Below are 20,180 nucleotides of genomic sequence, written 5' to 3' on the forward strand. Positions count from 1 at the left end.
GCACATGAATGAATTACAGCTCGACGACTTCAAGACTGACGAAAATGCCGCCATGGTGTTGTTGGTCGACGATCAGGCGATGATCGGCGAGGCGGTGCGGCGCGGGTTGTCGAACGAAGAAAACATCGACTTCCATTTCTGCGCCGACCCGCACCAGGCCATTGCCCATGCGGTGCGCATCAAGCCAACGGTGATCCTGCAGGATCTGGTCATGCCCGGTCTCGATGGCCTGAGCCTGGTGCGCGAATACCGCAATCACCCGGCGACCAAGGACATTCCGATTATCGTCCTGTCGACCAAGGAAGACCCGCTGATCAAGAGCGCGGCGTTCGCGGCCGGGGCCAACGATTATCTGGTCAAACTGCCGGACAATATCGAACTGGTTGCGCGCATTCGCTATCACTCGCGCTCCTACATGACGTTGTTGCAGCGTGATGCGGCATACCGCGCGCTGCGTGTCAGCCAGCAACAGCTGCTCGACACCAACCTGGTGCTGCAACGGCTGATGAACTCCGACGGCCTGACCGGGCTGTCGAACCGCCGGCATTTCGACGAGTACATGGAACTTGAGTGGCGCCGCGCGCTGCGTGAGCAAAGTCAGTTGTCGTTACTGATGATCGACGTGGACTACTTCAAGACCTACAACGACTCCTTCGGCCACCTCGAAGGCGACGAAGCCCTGCGCAAGGTCGCAGCGGCCATCCGTGACGCCAGTGCCCGACCATCGGACCTGCCGGCCCGTTACGGCGGTGAAGAATTCGCCCTGGTACTGCCCAACACCTCCCAGGGCGGTGCGCGACTGATGGCGGAAAAACTGCGCATGACCGTGGAAGCCTTGAAGATCCCGCACATTTCCCCGGCTGAGGGCGCGAGCCTGACCATCAGCATCGGCCTGTCGACCATCACCCCGCAAACGGGCAGCAATTGCCGCGAATTGATCTCGGCGGCGGACAAGGGGCTGTATCTGGCGAAGAACAATGGGCGTAATCAGGTGGGGATTGGGTGAGGGAAGCCCTCTTGTAGCAGCTGCCGAGCCCGCGAGGCTGCGTCCGAGGACGCAGTTCTCGCAAACTGTGTGCATGAGTTTTGTCTAAAAAATCTGTTGCATGATTTCGCGAAAGTATTTTGTGCGGATAGTCGCTCCATATGGTTTTGGTTTCTACTAAAACTTTGCAAATTTATTTGGATAATGCGAAGGCGATTCTGTCAGCTATTCATAAAAGCTCAGAGGGGATAAATGTGCGTTTTAATAAGAGTTAAAGCGGGCGCCGCGATAGCGCTCTTATTCGAAATCTTCTTTTGGCATCTGACAATCCGGGCACAGCCAATCCTCGGGCACATCCTCCCAAAGCGTGCCTGGTTGTATTCCATTTTCAGGATCGCCTAGAGCAGGATTGTATTCATAGCCGCAAACGGTACAGTTCATTGTTTTTTCTGTGCTCGACATGATTTTTTCCTTGAGAGCTAATTAGAGTGTGACAGTAGCGATCAAGCCGGATGCTCCTAATATAAAACCAATTAGGGCGCCTCTTTCTGGTAGCTCTTTTAACATTGCGTATATCACAATCGGTTCAAGAATTAGCAGGAGTGTCAGCGAGGCTACAGTGACTATCCAGATATTCCCGGTTGCTTGATATCCTAGCCAGTACGCAAAAACTAGGCTTATGCCAGCAATGCTGATGAGAACTATCGGTTTTAGAAACATTAATGGGGTTTCTAAAGGTCGGCCGGGAAGCTTTGAGGCATAAACCTCGCTGTAAATCGTTAGTACCTCACCGAAAATCATCAGTATTAAAGATGCCGCCATGTAGTAGTGGTTTCTCATTTCTAACCCTTAGCTAAAATGGATAAAATGTCATTTACTACAGGGGAGCCGAGTTCCTCTGGGGTAAGCAAAAAGTGAGGGCCGTCGTGATCGAGAAGGAAGGTGTTCTTGTACGGCATGTTTTCGAGTTTGGCTATTCTGTGAAGTACGCCTTCTGCTTTGTATAAAATTGAAGAGTGGTTATTTTTAAGTATTTTTATCGCATTTCCAAAATGTATAGCTTCGTCCGCAATCAGATTTTTAATCCATGTGTTGAAGTTTTGGTGTCCGAATTCGTTGTAAAAGGTGTCTTTTTTATATGTTTTGACTGAGGTGTATTCATCGTAAGCAAATAAAAGTAGCAGGTTGAACTCGCTTGCAACTATCTCTTCCAGTTGGGCAAAATTTCCACTTCTTGCTTTTAGTTGGTCTATTAGTTCTTCCTCTGTCGAGTCAAATAAAAGGCGGATTAGTTCAAAAAAACCGTCGGAATGATTTTTTTCATCTGCAAACCATAAGTCAAGATACAGTACGAATTGTGGTGAGAACTTTGCCCTCTGCTGGTGTAGGTGATGATAGAGGTTGATGGCGTCATATTCTGAGAATAAATCAGCCATAAAAAATTTTTTGTATTTTAGGTCAATGCCAGGGTTTGTCCATCCGCTACCAGATATTTCATTGAAAAGTGCTCTTGAGCTCCAGTTTCTTTTTGCCAGAAATGATGAGTTCATTCTTTGCTCCTGTAGCTCGTGTTATGCGTTTATTTTTTTATTATGGTGGGGGTTATGAAGTCTCTTATTTCTTGTTTTGGGATGGGGAAGTCTGGTGTGTTGTGGTCCAAAACAAATGTTCCAGAGTAGCTTGGCTTCTCAAAATCTATAGCGAAGATCTCTTCAAGGATTGAAGGGGTTTCATTTACTCTCTGGGGAAACAGTTTCTTAGCTTTTGCGATAAAGGAAAAGAAGTGATTGATTTCATCTTTTTTTGTTTTTCTAATCCAGTTTGAAAGCTGTGGGGATTCAAATGTATCGTACTTAACAATGCTGCGGTGATACACGTGCGTGGTAATTATTTCGTCGTAGGCCAGCATGATGAGGAGCTTAAATATATCATCAGTTATTTTGGCGATTACACTGAAGTCAGGGTCTCTGACTTCAGCCTCAAGAGCAACTTGATCAAAGGGAATGCCGGTGAATGATGAATAGATAAGAGAGAATCCATAAGCATGGTCAATTTCATCCCTAAGCCAAGGGTTTAATACCTCCGTCAGTGACGAAAAATTGGCCGAGTGCTTGGCTTTCAAGTGCCAGTAAAGTCGCCGTGCATCGTACTCGGTAATTACTGAGTCGAATAATATCTCCTTCCATTCAATATGCTCGATGTCGCTTAGTTTTGTAGTGGGGAATCGAAAGTTTTCCAGCACTACTGCAGCATCTGGGGTTGAGCGGGGTTTGATTCCGGTTTCTGTTTTTTTTTGTTGTGCTCATAGGTTTTGAGTTCCTTGATTTATTGGCCTTTGGGGAATACCCTGAAGTTATGAAAATATAGAGTATCGTTACAGCTTGGGCGCCAGTCAGTTTCTTGAATAACTATTGGCTGCCAGTAAGGCTCTACGAAGTTGTAGATGTATTCCCAATCTAGGTATTCGGATTCCAGAATTCCTGATTCTGAATTTTGCTCAGCCCACTTCATGCCGGCGACGATGCTTGATGTGACCTGTAGGCTCGTTGCACTGTTGTGTTTTGCCATTTTTCTTGCCTTGCCTATTGAAAGATTAGACCCGAGCCAAAGTGATTTGTATTTTTTGCTGATTAAGAAAATGCCGAGTTCATCGATACCAGAGACTATATCGTCTTTCATAACCTCCTTTAATCCGATTTGATCTTCATTCCCGTTGCCCAGTAAGTGCATTGATTCCAGCGCTTGGTCACAAGGGTGATATGCGTAGTAAACGGTCGGTCGATATGTAGGGTTTGTTGGTGTATCTAAGGTCAAGTATTCGGCGATTGATAGCGATTCATTGTGTGTTAGCAGAAGTGCATTAAACTCTAAGTAGTTCGGAGACCAGCTTTTTACGATGACATTTCGGCCTTGTTCAATAAGTTCAAGTGAGTATCCGTTGTTTTTGGCATTCAGAGGGACGTTTTGTTCGTGAGATCCCCATCCCAGTTCCGCAGGTTGCAAGCACTCTGTAATCATTCCGTCGACAGACCATGTGCATATAAAGCTTTTTGGTGCGCGTTTTTTGTAGGAGACTTGGGTGTCTCGCTCTGAAATTTGTATGACCTGTACTTCCAGACGCTCTGCTAATTTAGCCCACTCAGGTTGTGTTGTTGGGCGATCATGTATTCCATTCTTGAATGCCATTTCAAGCAATGCTTTTTTTACCAATATAGATATAAAGCCGGGGTTTGCTCCGTGTCCAATAATTGCTGTTGATGTACCGGCCTGGGTTTGCGCATGTTGTTTCAGGTTTTGCCTTAGTGAGTAATTGCTTTTTAAACTGTTGTTCTGATCGGAGTACTCCCAAGGCTCTATGCATGTGTCTAAGTATAGTGAGTTGAGTCGTTGAGCCAGAATTATCAGCGCCAGGCTGGAAACAGATACAGCCAAATTTAAGAGAAAGCTGCTACCATTTAATAGTGGTGTCAAAACCATGTGGAGGTTTTGTTGGGTTATTAGTTGTTTGTTTAGTGTTGCGCAGTATTCCTTCGCAATGTTTTGTCGAGTTGTGTCGGTTTCTTTGTCGAAGATGATGATTTCTGAATTGTAGTGTTTCGAGAGTAACGGCAGCAGCGCTTGGGCGATACTTCCAAAGCCTACAATTATTATTCTGTCTATTTTTTTCATGGTAGTCCTTTGGGTTGTAAGTATAGGTGACGTATCCATGCTTTAGGGGTGTGTAGTGGCTTGCTTGGGGTCTTGAGGTCTAAGGCTTGAGATGACAGTGTTGATAAGTTGCCGTTGTTTTCTTGTGTTGCATAGTTATAGGGAAAACAGTTGCATTACGCAATTGCCAATCAAGTAGGATTGGTCCGTTATTCTTGAAGTTGTTTTCCTACAGATCAGTCGCGGTCTTAATCTTTTTGTTGATGATTTTTCTGAGAGATGTTTTCGGCATTATCCACAAGGATAAGTTATCTATGGTTCGGGCAGTGGCGAGGTCCATAAAGTTGTGCGTGTAAACCCAGGCCATTCTGTTTCCAACATCGAATCAGGCTATGTGAATCAGATGGACCGTGCTGCCAGTCGAGGGCGTCATCATTGACAGGTGCGAACAGGTTGATGGCAGCGGAGGGTTAGTGCGAGGCGGGTCATACCGAAACCATTCGCCCCTAAAGCCGCCAGGCGGGCTGCCGTGACAGCTTGATTACGTTATACTCGCCGGCTTTCAAAAGTTCGCCAACGAGTGCTGCCCGCCATGGAAATCAACCCGATCCTTAACACCATCAAGGACCTGTCCGAGCGCTCCGAAACTATTCGGGGGTATCTTTGACTACGATCAAAAGCATGAGCGTCTGACTGAAGTCAATCGCGAGCTTGAAGATCCGAGTGTCTGGAACAAACCTGAATACGCCCAGGAGCTGGGCCGCGAGCGCTCTGCGCTGGCGCAGATCGTCGATACCCTCGATGAGCTGAACACCGGTCTGGCCGATTGCCGCGACCTGCTGGACATGGCCGTCGAAGAAAACGACGAAGGCGCAGTGAGCGATGTCGTCGCTGAACTGGCCCGTCTCGAGGAAAATCTGGCCAAGCTGGAATTCCGTCGCATGTTCAGCCACGAAATGGACCCGAACAACGCGTACCTGGACATCCAGGCCGGTTCCGGCGGCACCGAAGCCCAGGACTGGGCCAACATCCTGTTGCGCATGTACCTGCGCTGGGCTGACAAACGCGGTTTCGACGCGACCATCATGGAACTGTCGGCCGGTGAAGTCGCCGGGATCAAGGGCGCCACCGTGCACATCAAGGGCGAATACGCCTTTGGCTGGCTGCGTACCGAGATCGGCGTGCACCGTCTGGTGCGCAAGAGCCCGTTCGACTCCGGCAACCGTCGCCACACCTCTTTCTCGGCGGTGTTCGTTTCCCCCGAGATCGATGACAAGGTGGAGATCGAGATCAACCCGGCAGACCTGCGGATCGACACCTATCGTTCCTCCGGTGCCGGTGGTCAGCACGTAAACACCACCGACTCGGCCGTACGTATCACCCACGTACCGACCAACACCGTGGTCAGCTGCCAGAACGAACGTTCCCAGCACGCCAACAAGGACACCGCCATGAAAATGCTGCGGGCCAAGTTGTACGAGCAGGAAATGCAGAAACGCAACGCCGCGTCCCAGGCGCTGGAAGACACCAAGTCGGACATCGGCTGGGGTCACCAGATCCGTTCCTACGTACTCGATGCCTCGCGCATCAAGGACCTGCGGACCAACATCGAACGCAGCGACTGCGACAAGGTGCTCGACGGTGATATCGACGAATACCTGGAAGCCAGCCTGAAGTCCGGGCTGTAAAAGACGCAATACAGGATCGGTTGATTCAACTCGATCCCTGTAGGAGCCAGCCATGCTGGCGATCCCCGGGCCGCAGGGCCCGGGGGCAACGAACCTGATGGAATATTTAAAGACATGAGCGACCTAGAACTCGACCCGCAAGCCCTGCAACAGGAAGAAAACTCCCTGATCGCCCTGCGCAAGGAAAAGCTTGCTGCCGAGCGCGCCAAGGGCAATGCCTTCCCGAACGACTTCCGCCGCGAAAACTACTGCGATGCATTGCAGAAACAGTACGCGGACAAGACCAAGGAAGAGCTGGCAGAGGCTGCGATCCCGGTCAAGGTTGCCGGTCGCATCATGCTCAACCGTGGCTCGTTCATGGTGATCCAGGACATGACCGGTCGCATCCAGGTCTACGTCAACCGCAAGACCCTGTCCGAAGAAACCCTGGCAGCGGTGAAAACCTGGGACATGGGCGACATCATTGCCGCCGAAGGCACTCTGGCCCGTTCCGGCAAGGGCGACCTGTACGTCGAAATGACCAACGTGCGCCTGCTGACCAAGTCCCTGCGCCCGCTGCCGGACAAGCACCACGGCCTGACCGACACCGAACAGCGCTATCGCCAGCGCTACGTTGACCTGATCGTCAACGAAGACGTGCGCCAGACGTTCCGCGTGCGTTCGCAAGTCATCGCCCACATCCGCAGCTTCCTGATGAAGCGTGACTTCCTGGAAGTGGAAACGCCGATGCTGCAAACCATCCCGGGCGGCGCCGCAGCCAAGCCGTTCGAAACTCACCACAACGCGCTGGACATGGGCATGTTCCTGCGTATCGCGCCGGAGCTGTACCTCAAGCGTCTTGTTGTTGGCGGGTTCGAGAAAGTGTTCGAGATCAACCGCAACTTCCGTAACGAAGGCGTTTCGACTCGTCACAACCCTGAATTCACCATGTTGGAGTTCTACCAGGCTTACGCCGACTACGAAGACAACATGGACCTGACCGAAGAACTGTTCCGCGAACTGGCTCAGCTGGTTCTGGGCAGCACCGACGTGCCGTACGGCGACAAGGTGTTCCACTTCGGCGAGCCGTTCGTGCGTCTGTCGGTGTTCGACTCGATCCTCAAGTACAACCCTGAGCTGACCGCTGACGATCTGAACGACATCGACAAGGCTCGCGCCATCGCCAAGAAGGCCGGCGCCAAAGTGCTGGGCTTCGAAGGCTTGGGCAAGCTACAAGTGATGATTTTCGAAGAGCTGGTCGAGCACAAGCTGGAGCAGCCGCACTTCATCACCCAGTACCCGTTCGAAGTGTCGCCGCTGGCCCGTCGCAACGACGACAACCCGAACGTCACCGACCGTTTCGAGCTGTTCATCGGTGGTCGTGAAATCGCCAACGCCTACTCCGAGTTGAACGACGCGGAAGACCAGGCCGAGCGTTTCATGGCGCAGGTGGCCGACAAGGACGCCGGCGACGATGAAGCCATGCACTACGACGCCGATTTCGTTCGCGCGCTGGAGTACGGCATGCCGCCAACGGCGGGTGAAGGCATCGGCATCGACCGTCTGGTGATGTTGCTGACCAACTCACCGTCGATCCGCGACGTGATCCTGTTCCCGCACATGCGGCCGCAAGCGTAAGTGTTTCAACTAAAAAGCCGCCTGAAATGGGCGGCTTTTTATTGCCTGTCTGGTACAAACGTATCAAATAGTTACTTTTGAAGTGAGAGGATTCCTGTCGTGAAGGGTGCAATGGCTCAAGAAGGTGCAGCGGGTATCGCCACTGCGGTCGCTGAAAGTGTTCAGTACCAGGGCCGCAAGGCCAGCCGACAGGGCAGCGAGCAGCGCCGACAGGACATTCTCGATGCCGCCATGCGCATTGTCGTGCGTGATGGCGTGCGGGCCGTCAGGCACCGCGCGGTGGCTGCCGAGGCGCAAGTTCCGTTGTCGGCGACCACTTACTATTTCAAGGATATCGATGACCTGCTCACCGATACCTTCGCCCAATACGTCGAACGCAGCGCGGCCTACATGGCCAAGCTATGGGTGAACAATGAAGGCCTGCTGCGCGATATGATCGCCAGTGGCGATGGCAGTCCGCAGGCGCGTTCGAAGCTGGCGGACGACATTGCGCGGCTGATGACGGACTATGTTCACCGGCAACTGATCACCCGCCGTGAGCATTTGATGGCCGAACAGGCGTTCCGCCAGGAAGCGCTGCTCAACCCGCGCCTGGCCGGGTTGGTGCGCTCGCATCAGCAAATTCTGTTGCAGGGCTCCTGCCAGCTCTTCCAGGTATTGGGTTCCCGCGAGCCGCAACAGGATGCCAAAGTGTTGACGGCTATAATCGGACGGATGGAATATCAGGGCCTGCTCAACGACGCCGAACCGGTCGCCGAAGAGGAAATGCTCGGCATACTTACGCGTTATATGCATTTGGTGCTGGCGTCGGTATAACGCGATCCCTGTAGGAGCAGCCTGCGGCAGCGCCTACAAAAGCCGTGTGTGTTCAAAGGGAGTATTGAATGAAAGCCTGGCGTGTCGTCGTGATCGCCTTGTCGTTCCTACTGCTCAGTGGCTGCCTGGTGACCTTCAAGGAACCGCTGCCCACGAGCGAGCCCGCGCCCAAAGGGTTGATCGGCAAATGGACCAGCACCAACGCCTGGGGTGAGCCAGTCAACCTGGAACTGACCCGCGTCGGCGACAATCGCTATCAGGCGGTCAGCTACTTCCGCGCCAAATCCAAGGAGCGTGAAGCCTATCCGTTCACCGTGGCGCGCCATGGCAGTCGCTGGTATTTCTCGGCGAAGGTGCCGGCACAGTTCGGTGGGAACTTCACCATCGGCGGGTTTGAACTCACCGACAAGCATGAGCTGGTGGTGTACAACCTCGACCTTGAACAAATCAAACAGGCGCTGGGACAAAAAGTCCTCGGCGGCCAAAACTTTCAAACCGACGACGGCGATGGCGTGTTGATCGAGAGCAGCATGGACCAGGTGTCCGCGTACCTCGACGACCCGGCCAATTCCGACGTGTTCGTCGAAGTGGTGCGTTACCAGCGCCAGGCCAAAGCCAAATAAATCCAGCGCATAACGGTTTCAACAGGAGTTTAGGGTGGACGATTACCAGCAGTCGATACGCATTTTGTCCGATCGCATTGTGCTGGCGCAGACGCCGATCCGCGTGCTCGATGCGGTCAAGTGGGACGACAACATTCGCAAGGGTTTCCTCAAGGCCAAGGGCAAGGAAATGCCGGCGGTGGACCGCGACTATTACCTCAACCGGCCACTGGCGTTCGACTCCAGCAAAGTGAAGCTGGAGTTCCAGAACATCGAGCGCGACATCACCCGTCAGCTCGGCCAGTTCAACCCGGTTGGCCAGATCATGCGGCGCATGTGCAAGGAATACCGCATGGTGGTGCGCATGCTCGAAGCGCGCGGCACCGAAGATTTCGGCCTGATTTCCCAGGAGTTGTACGGCGCTGCGTCCGATGCGTTCCACGCCGGTGACCCGACCTTGTCCGACCTGGGCTTGATGCTCTCCGATTACCTGAACAACATCGATGGCCGTGGCGATCTCAAGGACGAACCGAAAACCCTGACCGCCAAGGACGCCGTCCACTTGCTGCAAACCCGTTTGAACAAGGTGTTCGGCGAGGCCGAGGAAACCATTCGGGTGTTCGAGTCCGACGGGATTGTGGCCGACGCGGCAGCGGGTGCCGACTACATCAAGATCCGCGCCGACGCGATGTTCAACGATCGTGACGTGCGGGCGCTGGAAGTTCATGAGGGATTGGTGCATGTCGGCACCACGCTCAATGGTTTGAATCAACCGATCTGCACCTTCCTCGCCAAAGGTCCGCCCTCGTCGACGGTGACCCAGGAAGGGCTGGCGATCCTGATGGAAATCATCACCTTCGCCTCCTACCCGAGTCGCCTGCGCAAACTGACCAACCGCACCCGTGCCATTCATATGGTGGAGGAGGGCGCCGATTTCCTGCAGGTGTTCGAGTTCTTCCGCGAGCAAGGCTTCGAGATGCCCGAGAGCTACAGCAACACCAGTCGCGTTTTCCGCGGTTCGGTGCCGACAGGTCTGCCATTTACCAAAGACTTGTCCTACCTCAAGGGCTTCATCATGATTTACAACTACATTCAACTGGCCGTGCGCAAAGGCAAGCTGGAGCAGATCCCGCTGTTGTTCTGCGGCAAGACCACGCTGGAAGACATGCGCACGTTGCGTCAGTTGGTGGATGAAGGTCTGGTGGTGCCGCCCAAGTACCTGCCGGAACAGTTCCGCGACTTGAACGCGCTGTCGGCGTGGATGTGCTTCTCGAACTTCCTCAACCATTTGAGCCTGGACCGGATTGAGGCGGATTACTCCAACATTTTGTAAGACCAGTGATGTCCCCTGTGGGAGCGAGCTTGCTCGCGATGGCGTCATGACATTCAACATGGATGTTGGCTGAACCACCGCTATCGCGAGCAAGCTCGCTCCCACAGGGTTATGTGTTCACCCCTCATTTCTTGCGAGGTTTCACCGGATGAGAATCCTCGGCACCCTCTGCCTTCTGCTGGCCCTGAGCGGTTGCAGCTCCTTGCTGTTCTACCCCGAACCCGGCCAGTTGTTCACCCCGGAAAAAGCCAAGCTCGAATACCGCGACGTGACCCTTACCACCGCCGATGGTGTCCGGCTGCACGCTTGGTGGCTGCCGGCGAAAAAGGGAGTGGAGGTCAAAGGCACGGTGCTGCACCTGCACGGCAACGGCGGCAATTTGCCGATGCATCTGGGCGGAAGTTGGTGGTTGCCGAAAGAAGGTTATCAAGTGTTGCTGGTGGACTATCGCGGCTACGGTTTGTCCGAAGGCGAACCGAGTTTGCCGGCGATCTACCAGGACATCGACGCTGCATTCAAATGGCTCGACCAGGCGCCCGAGGTCAAGGGTAAGCCGCTGATCCTGCTCGGGCAGAGCCTTGGCGGGTCGATGGCCGTTCACTACCTCGTGCAACATCCCGAGCGACAAAAGCAGCTCAAGGCATTTGTCATGGATGGCGTGCCCGCCAGCTACCGCAGCGTCGGTCAGTTTGCCCTGAGTAATTCATGGGTGTTCTGGACGTTCCAGGTGCCGTTGTCCTGGTTGGTGCCGGACGGCGACAGCGCCATCAACTCCATGGCGCAGCTCAACGGCGTGCCGAAACTGATCTACCACAGCATTGACGATCCGATCGTGCCTCTTTCCAACGGCATCCGTCTGTATCAAGCTGCGCCGCCGCCGCGAGTCCTGCAACTGACGCGGGGCGGGCATGTGCAGACATTCGCTGACCCGGTCTGGCGCAAAGTCATGCTGCGCTATCTCGAAGACCCGCAGCATTTCGATGGTCTGCGCCGGCTGGGTGAAATTCCCAATTACCCGGCACCCCAGAATTCAGAAAATGAACCAGAGAGTCCGCAATGAGTGAAGAACGTAACGCCATCCCGCTGATCATCACCGGTATCTGCAGCATCCTCGGCACCGTCGCTGCCCTGTGGTGGTACGGCTACCTGCACTTCGCCAAACCTGAGGATGCGTTGCGGCTCAACGAATTCACCATGCTCAAGACCGTGCCGGGCGAAGACTACAAAGTCTCCCTGGAACCGGCCGCGCAAGTGGCGCAGTGCATCGATGGTGTGCTGGTGTTATTCGACACCGAACAGAAAGGCCTGACCGGCGTGTTGATCAACGACCGGAAAAAAGCCGTGCGCTGCATGGGCCAGGAAACGCCGCAGAAGCTGGAGCAGTGAGGTTGTAGGTCTAAGCTGCGAACATCGTGTCGAACGCTGACAAGGTGTTCGCAGCTCCTGCGTTATCGCTTAACTGTGAATGGGCGTTTTACGGTCCATGCAGACATTCTGAAGTTAATGGATTGTTGTGTTGAGAAAGAGTGTTCGCCGGTACTTAACTCGGCAGAGGCGGGTACAGACCAAGCTCCTTGCGCATCTACAATGGTGGCGAATTGTAGGACCGTCAGGTTTTTGAATACGCGTATGGAGATTTTGGCCCCAGGTTCACCGTGCCCCGAGAATACAGGGGTTGTACCTACTATGGCTTGCGGCGCAGGTGCTTGCGTAACAGGTTGAGGCATTGGCTGGTCGCAATCAGGCGCTGTCTCGCGGTTTACAGCTACAGATACTGTGGCCCCAGAAGGATCGCTCGTGCACATCTTGACGGTGATCCCTGCCGTTACGTCATCAAGGGTTTTTCCTTTTACTAATGTCGGATCAGTCGTCGAGGCTGTTTCCGGGGTGCCATCGAGTTGAGTATTTACAAGCGAGCTTGCGATCGTGGTGTATCTCACCCAAACACCATTCACTCGATTATCGGTAGGTGGAAAATCATCGTAGATAGTCGGCTTGCGGTACTCCAGCGCGATTTGACTGGGCGTCAAACCGGTACGATTGATGCGATAAAGTTGCGGTCCGACCTGACCCAGTACGCCTAGGCGATACAGGCCAGAACGCTCGATTACAGCAGACTGAGATTTATCCAGCCAGCCGGAGTAACTGCGGTTACTTGCAGGGTAGAGTGTTCCTCCGCCTGAAACCGAATCCCCTGTGTCTCCGTAAGGGATTGTTGTGCACCCAGTAGGAGCCTCAACAGTCTCACCATCCCGAGGACAATTTGTATATGTCTGACCATGGGAGTATCCGAGATTGTGCCCAAACTCATGTTTGTAAACTTGGGGACTGGCGCTCTGACCGTAAACACCGATGATTCTCCCGGGCACATACGCAGAGGCTGATCCTCCACAGTCAATAATATTGATCAGATAGGAAAAGCTAGAGGGTAATAGCCCGTGTGCTAGCGCTGCTTTGTTGCCTTCTGCAGTCGCCAGACTCATCGGCAAAGGTGTACCGCCTTTGCAAATATCCGGTCGAGGACCGGAGGTATATTCAATAACTCGTCCTGTCAGGCTCAGCTTTCCATACGAGGCGGCCAGAACATAAGAGTGTAGTGAGTCAGGATCCGTTGAGAGCGTGTGTTTCTCGATCAAGTTCTTGTTTAGCGCGTCGCCATCCTGCCAATGAATCACGCTCACCAGGACCCTTCTGGTCCCCACCACAGAACGTTGATCGATACTTGGAATCGGTAGCGAGGTCTCGCTGGATATGGCGTCTCTCTCGTCGTACAAGAAGTCGTTGGAGGGGGACTGATTTGTAGAGGGGCCATCGGGTTGAGCGCAACCCGCCAGGATCAGTGGAATAAAGAACAGTACTTTCCGACGCATCGTGTCCGCTCCAAACGCACAGAGATTTGTGGTGGAGCCAAACTAAATTCGGTACTGAGAACTGGATACTGTCATTAATGACAGATCCGACAGTTGGTAGTGCTAATGCACAAGCATACACCCCGCCCAATCGAATTCAGGCGGGGCGTATGTTTGTTCGGTATCCAGTTACTGCGTATAAGAACTCACCGCCGAACGCGGAATCACTGGCTGGTTATCATTGGAGATCGTCACTTCAACCCGACGATTCTGTGCCCGCCCCGACGTGCTGGTGTTATCCGCCACCGGGTATTCCTTGCCGTAACCCTGAGCGACGATACGGGTCGGATCGACGCCCATCTTCACCAGCGCCATGCGCACGGAGCTGGCGCGGCGTTCCGACAGTGACTGGTTGTGCGACGCCGTACCGGTGCTGTCGGTATAGCCCTCGACGATTACTTTGCGATCAGGGTTCTCCTGAAGGTACTGCGCCAGTTTGTTGATGTTCATCAGCCCGTTGGATTTCAGCTCGGCCTTGTCGGTGGCGAACAGCACGTCACCGAAGGTCACCAGCGTACCGCGATCGGTCTGCTTGGCATTGAGGCTGTCCTGCAACTGTTTGATCTGCTGATCGCGAGCATCGAGGCGCGCCTGGGCCCGTTGCGCGGAAGCGTTTTTCAGATTGGCTTCAGCGGTGCGCAGGGCGATGGTTTGCTTCGCCACTTCAACGCGCTGGTTGGTCAGATAGGCCAGTTGGTCCACTTTGGCCTGATCTTCCTTGTCCAGATAAGCCTTGTCGGCTTTGTCCAGATAATCGCTCGCTTCCTTGGTTTCCAGCGCCGCGACTTTGCTCGCCTGCGGGTTGGCTTGCAGGCCGGAATAGTTGGTGCGGGCCTGTTCAAGGTTGGCATTCGGTGGTGTCGAACATGCCGCCAAGGCAACGCTTGCGGCCAGCAGGGCAGGGATCATCAATTGTTTGGAATTCATGGTTTCGTCCTTTTAGTCGATTAAGAAAAACGTCAGGCCGCGCCCGTTACTGAACGGTGCGCTGGCTTTCCTGACGCAGTTCCTGAACGCCTTTCTGAGAGTCCTTCACAGACTGTTCTGCCTTCATTGCCTGGGCTTTGCGCTCGGCTACGCGAGCATCCCACTCAGCCTGTTCGGCGAGCATGCGGGCCTGGTCGTATTTTTTGTCATGCATGGCGATTTCGGCTTGTTTGAGCTTGTCCTGCGCCGCCTTCATTTCCACAGCGGAGAACTCGGTGCCGCCGGCGCTGACGGCGTCGTTGACCGCAGACTCGGTGACAGCGAATTGCTCGGTTGGCGGGTTGCCGGCGCAACCGGCCAGCACGAGGCTGCCACCGATGGCCAGGGCAGCCATTTTCAGGCCATGCAGCGGGGTGAACGAGGATTTGCCAGTTCGGGTTTTCATGGTCTTCAACTCCATTGGACTAACTCCTGAACAACGTGAACATCCATCCTGGGCAAGGAGCCGCAACCGTCATTTTCGGGTCGTTTTGAAACGGCCGTCCCAGGCGTGGTTACTTGGGTTGACCCGAGGCGTTTTTTGAAAGTTCAGAGAAATTAGCCGGCTATCGAAAAAACCGTGATCGAATCGACAGGGCTCTAAAAGCGAAATTGTGGGAGCGAGCTTGCTCGCGATAGCGGTGTATCAGTCGACATAAATGTTGAATGTCAGACAGCTATCGCGAGCAGGCTAAGGGAATGGAATCAATGTTTCTGCTTGTCGTTGCCCGCGGACAAATCGTGCAGATGACGCCGCGACAACGCGAGAAAACGCGGGGTCGGGCCGATGTCTTCGTACAGCGGGTCGCCTTCTTCATCGGTGGCAACCACCGTCGAGCCTTTCACATACGGGAAGCTCTTTTCGAGCTCTTCCAGGGCGGCGCCGATCAGCTCGCCGAGCAGTTCTTCGGGATGCCGTTTGGGGTACATCTCGGTAATCGCCGCCAAACGTGCGGCGGCTTCGACGTCCAGGTGAATCGTGTAGCCAGTCTTGGTCAGGCGACCCTTGGCGTTTTCTTCCCAATGTTGGGCAAGTTCACGGATTTTCATAATGACCTCATGACGCGCCTGCTCGTGGCAGGTCGGGAGAGTGTCCGGCGTTGGCCGGCGACAGCCGTGGTACGGCTTACTCTTCAGACTAGCTTCAACACACAAGGTTTACAGGCCCTTCGTCGTCTGGCTTGTAAGTAGCCGTCTGGAGCGGCACTCTTGAGGTTCTAGGCCGCCCGGATTCTTTGCTGGAGAACTGCTGATGACCGATATTGATGCACGCTTGCGCGAGGACGTTCACCTGTTGGGTGAACTGCTGGGCAACACCATTCGTGAACAGTACGGGGACGACTTCCTCGACAAAATCGAGCAGATCCGCAAGGGTGCCAAGGCAGACCGTCGCGGTTCCATGGATGCCGAGCTCAGCGCCAGCCTCAACCAGTTGACCGAAGACGAATTGCTGCCGGTGGCGCGGGCGTTCAATCAGTTTCTCAACCTGGCCAACATCGCCGAGCAATACCAGCTGATTCATCGTCGCGAAGAGTCCCAACAGGCACCGTTCGAGTCTCGGGTGCTGCCGGAACTGCTCGCACGCCTGCGTGCCGAAGGTCATGGCGCCGAAGCCCTGGCCCGGCAACTCGGGCGACTGGAAATCGAACTGGTGCTGACCGCGCACCCGACCGAAGTTGCGCGCCGCACGCTGATCCAGAAATACGACGCCATCGCCGCACAACTGGCTGCCCAGGATCACCGCGACCTGACCAGCGCCGAGCGCGAAAAGATCAAATCAACGTTGCAGCGCCTGATCGCCGAAGCCTGGCACACCGAAGAAATCCGCCGCACGCGTCCGACCCCGGTCGATGAAGCCAAATGGGGTTTCGCGGTGATCGAGCATTCGTTGTGGCAGGCGATTCCCAATTATCTGCGCAAGGCTGATCAGGCCCTGCACGCCGCCACCGGCCTGCGTTTGCCGCTGGAGGCCGCGCCGATCCGCTTTGCTTCGTGGATGGGCGGCGACCGCGATGGCAATCCCAACGTGACGGCATCTGTAACCCGTGAAGTGCTGCTGTTGGCGCGCTGGATGGCGGCCGATTTGTACCTGCGCGATGTCGATCACCTTGCCGCCGAACTGTCGATGCAGCAGGCCAGCGACGAACTGAAAGCCAAGGCGGGCGACAGCGCCGAACCCTATCGGGCCGTGCTCAAACAACTGCGCGAACGCCTGCGTGCCACGCGTAATTGGGCGCACACCGCGCTGTCGGCGCCGACGCCTGCACCGGCCGACGTGCTGCAAAACAACCGCGAACTGCTCGATCCGCTAGAGCTGTGCTACCACTCGCTGCATGAGTGCGGCATGGGCGTGATTGCTGACGGTCCGTTGCTCGATTGCCTGCGTCGGGCGGTGACGTTCGGCCTGTTCCTGGTGCGACTCGATGTACGCCAGGACTCGTCGCGGCATAGCGCAGCGATGACTGAAATCACCGACTACCTCGGCTTGGGCCGTTACGAGGATTGGAGCGAAGAAGAACGCATCACTTTCCTGACACGTGAACTGAACAACCGTCGGCCATTGCTGCCAGCCCATTACAAACCGTCCGCCGACACCGCCGAAGTGCTGGCAACTTGCAGGGAAGTCGCCGCTGCGCCGGGAGCATCCCTCGGGTCGTACGTGATCTCCATGGCCGGTGCCGCTTCCGATGTGCTGGCGGTGCAACTGCTGCTCAAGGAATCCGGCGTGTTGCGGCCGATGCGCGTGGTGCCGCTGTTCGAAACCCTGGCCGACCTCGACAACGCCGGCCCGGTGATCGAAAAACTGCTGTTGCTGCCGGGATATCGCTCGCGCCTGCAAGGGCCGCAGGAAGTGATGATCGGTTATTCCGACTCGGCCAAGGACGCTGGCACCACCGCAGCGGCGTGGGCGCAGTACCGGGCGCAGGAGCGTCTGGTGGACATTTGCCGTGAGCAACAAGTGGAACTGCTGTTGTTCCACGGTCGCGGCGGCACCGTCGGCCGTGGTGGCGGTCCGGCGCATGCGGCGATTCTGTCGCAGCCACCGGGTTCGGTGGCGGGGCGTTTCCGTACCACCGAGCAGGGGGAAATGATTCGTTTCAAATTCGGCCTGCCGGATATCGCCGAGCAAAACCTCAATCTGTATCTGGCCGCGGTTCTCGAAGCGACCTTGCTGCCACCGCCACCGCCGACACCTGAATGGCGCCACTTGATGGACGAATTGGCCGCCGACGGGGTCAGTGCTTACCGCGCCGTGGTGCGGGAAAATCCGCAGTTCGTCGAGTACTTCCGCCAGTCGACCCCGGAACAGGAATTGGGCCGCTTGCCGTTGGGCAGTCGTCCGGCCAAACGTCGCGCCGGCGGAATCGAGAGCCTGCGGGCAATTCCGTGGATCTTCGGTTGGACCCAGACGCGCCTGATGCTGCCGGCCTGGCTGGGCTGGGAAGCGGCGCTGAGCAAGGCGCTGGAACGCGGCGAGGGCGAGTTGTTGGGGCAGATGCGCGAGCAGTGGCCATTCTTCCGCACCCGCATCGATATGCTGGAAATGGTCCTGGCCAAGGCTGACGCGGACATCGCGCGGTCCTACGATGAGCGTCTGGTCGAACCGGATCTGTTGCCATTGGGCGCGCACTTACGCGACCTATTGTCGCAGGCGTGCTCCATCGTCCTGGGGATGACCGGTCAGTCGCAACTACTGGCACATAGCCCAGCCACCCTGGAATTCATCCGTTTACGCAACACCTACCTCGACCCGCTTCATCTATTGCAGGCCGAGTTGCTGGCGCGTTCGCGGCAGCAGGAAGTGGCACAGGGCAGCCCGGTGGAACAGGCGTTGCTGGTGTCTGTGGCGGGGATTGCCGCCGGTTTGCGGAATACCGGCTAAGGTTTTTGCCGTGGGGTCAGGCATCCGGCGCAGGCGTCGGATGCCGTTGTGTGGCGAGTGCAAAAGTGCTGCAAGGCGACAGTTAATGATGGGGTTGCGACTTGGGTCACTCCGTCGCGGGGTCACGTGAGGCGCAGGTTTCTCCGACTTTTGGCGGCTTGTGTGGTCCGGGCCCGCTGTGTATCTTGATCAGCCTTTTGGCCGTTTGGGCGGCCACGACCCTATTTTTGAGATTGGCCCCACGAGGCGAATCTGACGTTATCTATATAAAAAATTGAGGAGCACATCGATGCGCGTCATTCTGCTGGGAGCTCCCGGGGCCGGTAAAGGTACTCAGGCTAAGTTCATCACCGAGAAATTCGGCATTCCGCAAATCTCCACCGGCGACATGCTGCGTGCCGCGGTCAAGGCCGGCACCGAGCTGGGCATCAAGGCCAAGGGCATCATGGATGCTGGCGGTCTGGTCTCCGACGACCTGATCATCGCACTGGTCAAGGACCGTATCGCTCAGTCCGACTGCGCCAACGGTTTCCTGTTCGACGGTTTCCCGCGCACCATTCCTCAGGCTGAAGCCTTGGTGACTGCCGGCGTCGAGCTGGACCACGTGGTCGAAATCGCCGTCGATGACGAAGAAATCGTTCAGCGTATCGCCGGTCGCCGCGTTCACGAGGCCAGCGGCCGCGTGTACCACACCGTGTACAACCCGCCGAAAATCGCCGGTAAAGACGACATCACCGGTGAAGAACTGGTACAGCGCAAGGACGACACCGAAGAAACCGTGCGTCATCGCCTGTCCGTTTACCATTCGCAGACCAAGCCGCTGGTGGATTTCTACCAGAAGCTGTCCGCTGCCCAGGGCAAGCCGAAGTACAGCCACATCGCTGGCGTAGGCTCCGTTGAAGCGATCACTGGCAAGGTGCTTGAAGCTCTGAGCTGAAAAGTCTGAATCGCTTCATCTTCTACGGCCCGCTTGCGGGCCGTAGTTGTTTATACTGACGCACTTTTTTCTGACCTCTTGTTACGGAAACATCGATGAGCACCTTGCTGGCCCTGGACACCGCGACCGAAGCTTGCTCCGTTGCCTTGCTGCATGACGGCAAAGTCACGAGCCATTACGAGGTGATCCCGCGCCTGCATGCGCAGAAGCTGCTGCCGATGATCCAGCAATTGCTCGCCGATGCCGGGACGACGCTGCAAGCGGTCGATGCCATCGCGTTCGGTCGCGGGCCAGGCGCATTTACCGGTGTGCGGATTGCCATCGGTGTAGTGCAAGGCTTGGCGTTTGCGCTGGATCGCCCGGTGTTGCCGGTGTCGAACCTGGCCGTATTGGCCCAGCGCGCGTACCGCGAACATGGCGCCAGCCAGGTCGCAGCCGCCATCGATGCACGCATGGACGAGGTGTATTGGGGCTGCTACCGCGAGACGGCGGGGGAGATGCGACTGGTCGGCGCTGAAGCGGTATTGCCGCCCGAGTCGGCCGCACTGCCGGCTGATGCCAGCGGCGAATGGTTCGGCGCTGGCACGGGTTGGGGCTATGCCGAGCGCATCGCCGTCAACCTGAGCGGTCAGGATGCAGGCATGTTGCCGCATGCCGAAGACCTGCTGACTCTGGCGCGGTTTGCCTGGGCGCGTGGTGAGGCGATCGTGGCGGATGAAGCGCAGCCGGTTTATCTGCGCGATAAAGTGGCGACGCCTAAAGCGCGTTAAACCTTGAAAGATCGCAGCCTTCGGCA

Annotated in this window: 20 protein-coding genes; 11 read left to right on the forward strand and 9 right to left on the reverse strand. The window is 55.7% G+C overall.

Annotated elements, in window-relative coordinates; translation table 11 throughout:
* Positions 1-4 precede the first annotated feature (4 nt).
* Positions 5-1,006 carry a diguanylate cyclase gene (locus tag ACW9JC_RS11125; protein WP_416128123.1) on the forward strand — a complete coding sequence of 334 codons (1,002 nt, stop codon included), beginning with the start codon at positions 5-7 and terminating at the stop codon, positions 1,004-1,006.
* A 276-nt stretch (positions 1,007-1,282) separates the two neighbouring features.
* Here ACW9JC_RS11125 and ACW9JC_RS11130 read toward each other — a convergent pair whose 3' ends face one another.
* The 5 genes from ACW9JC_RS11130 to ACW9JC_RS11150 form a co-directional block, all read right to left on the reverse strand.
* Positions 1,283-1,447 carry a rubredoxin gene (locus tag ACW9JC_RS11130; protein WP_457455023.1) on the reverse strand — a complete coding sequence of 55 codons (165 nt, stop codon included), beginning with the start codon at positions 1,445-1,447 and terminating at the stop codon, positions 1,283-1,285.
* Between the two features lie 21 nt (positions 1,448-1,468).
* The gene (locus ACW9JC_RS11135) at positions 1,469-1,807 is read right to left on the reverse strand and encodes a hypothetical protein (RefSeq protein WP_457455031.1); all 339 of its coding nucleotides are present in this window, start codon (positions 1,805-1,807) and stop codon (positions 1,469-1,471) included.
* Positions 1,808-1,827: 20 nt separating this feature from the next.
* Positions 1,828-2,535 carry a hypothetical protein gene (locus ACW9JC_RS11140; protein ID WP_457455024.1) on the reverse strand — a complete coding sequence of 236 codons (708 nt, stop codon included), beginning with the start codon at positions 2,533-2,535 and terminating at the stop codon, positions 1,828-1,830.
* A gap of 29 nt (positions 2,536-2,564) precedes the next feature.
* Entirely contained in the window at positions 2,565-3,227 is a 663-nt protein-coding gene (locus ACW9JC_RS11145; RefSeq protein ID WP_457455025.1) for a ferritin-like domain-containing protein, read from the reverse strand.
* A gap of 83 nt (positions 3,228-3,310) precedes the next feature.
* Entirely contained in the window at positions 3,311-4,654 is a 1,344-nt protein-coding gene (locus ACW9JC_RS11150) for a saccharopine dehydrogenase C-terminal domain-containing protein (protein WP_457455026.1), read from the reverse strand.
* A gap of 571 nt (positions 4,655-5,225) precedes the next feature.
* On the opposite strand from ACW9JC_RS11150, the gene prfB reads away from it, so the two are divergent.
* The 7 genes from prfB (at position 5,226) to ACW9JC_RS11185 (ending at position 12,075) form a co-directional block, all read left to right on the forward strand.
* Positions 5,226-6,321, forward strand: a protein-coding gene (gene prfB / locus ACW9JC_RS11155) for a peptide chain release factor 2 (protein WP_338584994.1) whose coding sequence is annotated in 2 segments (ribosomal slippage) — positions 5,226-5,297 and positions 5,299-6,321 — 1,095 coding nt in all. Because the reading frame shifts where the segments join, the coding sequence is not laid out codon by codon here.
* 114 nt (positions 6,322-6,435) lie between these two features.
* Complete coding sequence (gene lysS, locus ACW9JC_RS11160) at positions 6,436-7,938, forward strand: lysine--tRNA ligase (protein WP_448106526.1); 1,503 nt, start codon at positions 6,436-6,438, stop codon at positions 7,936-7,938.
* 111 nt (positions 7,939-8,049) lie between these two features.
* Entirely contained in the window at positions 8,050-8,754 is a 705-nt protein-coding gene (locus tag ACW9JC_RS11165; protein ID WP_416128143.1) for a TetR/AcrR family transcriptional regulator, read from the forward strand.
* A gap of 68 nt (positions 8,755-8,822) precedes the next feature.
* Positions 8,823-9,377: a hypothetical protein gene (locus tag ACW9JC_RS11170; protein WP_448106527.1), complete on the forward strand. Its 555-nt coding sequence runs from the start codon at positions 8,823-8,825 to the stop codon at positions 9,375-9,377.
* 34 nt (positions 9,378-9,411) lie between these two features.
* On the forward strand, positions 9,412-10,689 hold the full coding sequence (locus tag ACW9JC_RS11175) for a flavohemoglobin expression-modulating QEGLA motif protein (protein WP_338584997.1): 1,278 nt from the start codon (positions 9,412-9,414) through the stop codon (positions 10,687-10,689).
* Positions 10,690-10,837: 148 nt separating this feature from the next.
* On the forward strand, positions 10,838-11,749 hold the full coding sequence (locus ACW9JC_RS11180; protein WP_457455027.1) for an alpha/beta hydrolase: 912 nt from the start codon (positions 10,838-10,840) through the stop codon (positions 11,747-11,749).
* Entirely contained in the window at positions 11,746-12,075 is a 330-nt protein-coding gene (locus ACW9JC_RS11185; RefSeq protein WP_338584999.1) for a hypothetical protein, read from the forward strand. The genes ACW9JC_RS11180 and ACW9JC_RS11185 overlap by 4 nt, the downstream gene beginning before the upstream one ends.
* Positions 12,076-12,137: 62 nt before the next feature.
* On the opposite strand, the gene ACW9JC_RS11190 is transcribed toward ACW9JC_RS11185, so the two are convergent.
* The 4 genes from ACW9JC_RS11190 to ACW9JC_RS11205 all read right to left on the reverse strand — a co-directional run bounded on the left by ACW9JC_RS11190 (position 12,138) and on the right by ACW9JC_RS11205 (position 15,614).
* Positions 12,138-13,559 (reverse strand): transposase, encoded by a 1,422-nt coding sequence (locus ACW9JC_RS11190; RefSeq protein ID WP_457455028.1) that lies wholly within the window; start codon positions 13,557-13,559, stop codon positions 12,138-12,140.
* A gap of 168 nt (positions 13,560-13,727) precedes the next feature.
* A complete protein-coding gene (locus tag ACW9JC_RS11195; protein WP_338585000.1) occupies positions 13,728-14,525 on the reverse strand; it encodes an OmpA family protein in 798 nt (265 codons plus the stop codon).
* Between the two features lie 46 nt (positions 14,526-14,571).
* On the reverse strand, positions 14,572-14,985 hold the full coding sequence (locus tag ACW9JC_RS11200; RefSeq protein ID WP_338585001.1) for a DUF4398 domain-containing protein: 414 nt from the start codon (positions 14,983-14,985) through the stop codon (positions 14,572-14,574).
* A 284-nt stretch (positions 14,986-15,269) separates the two neighbouring features.
* Entirely contained in the window at positions 15,270-15,614 is a 345-nt protein-coding gene (locus ACW9JC_RS11205) for a hypothetical protein (RefSeq protein ID WP_056856277.1), read from the reverse strand.
* Positions 15,615-15,816: 202 nt separating this feature from the next.
* Here ACW9JC_RS11205 and ppc point away from each other — a divergent pair, with 202 nt between their 5' ends.
* The 3 genes from ppc to tsaB all read left to right on the forward strand — a co-directional run bounded on the left by ppc (position 15,817) and on the right by tsaB (position 20,154).
* Positions 15,817-18,447, forward strand: coding sequence for a phosphoenolpyruvate carboxylase (gene ppc, locus ACW9JC_RS11210; RefSeq protein ID WP_457455029.1), 2,631 nt, complete (start codon positions 15,817-15,819; stop codon positions 18,445-18,447).
* Positions 18,448-18,736: 289 nt separating this feature from the next.
* Complete coding sequence (gene adk, locus ACW9JC_RS11215) at positions 18,737-19,384, forward strand: adenylate kinase (RefSeq protein ID WP_457455030.1); 648 nt, start codon at positions 18,737-18,739, stop codon at positions 19,382-19,384.
* Between the two features lie 95 nt (positions 19,385-19,479).
* Entirely contained in the window at positions 19,480-20,154 is a 675-nt protein-coding gene (gene tsaB / locus ACW9JC_RS11220; RefSeq protein ID WP_448106531.1) for a tRNA (adenosine(37)-N6)-threonylcarbamoyltransferase complex dimerization subunit type 1 TsaB, read from the forward strand.
* Positions 20,155-20,180: the final 26 nt, after the last annotated feature.

The sequence above is a fragment of the Pseudomonas sp. SDO5591_S426 genome, from assembly GCF_054070755.1.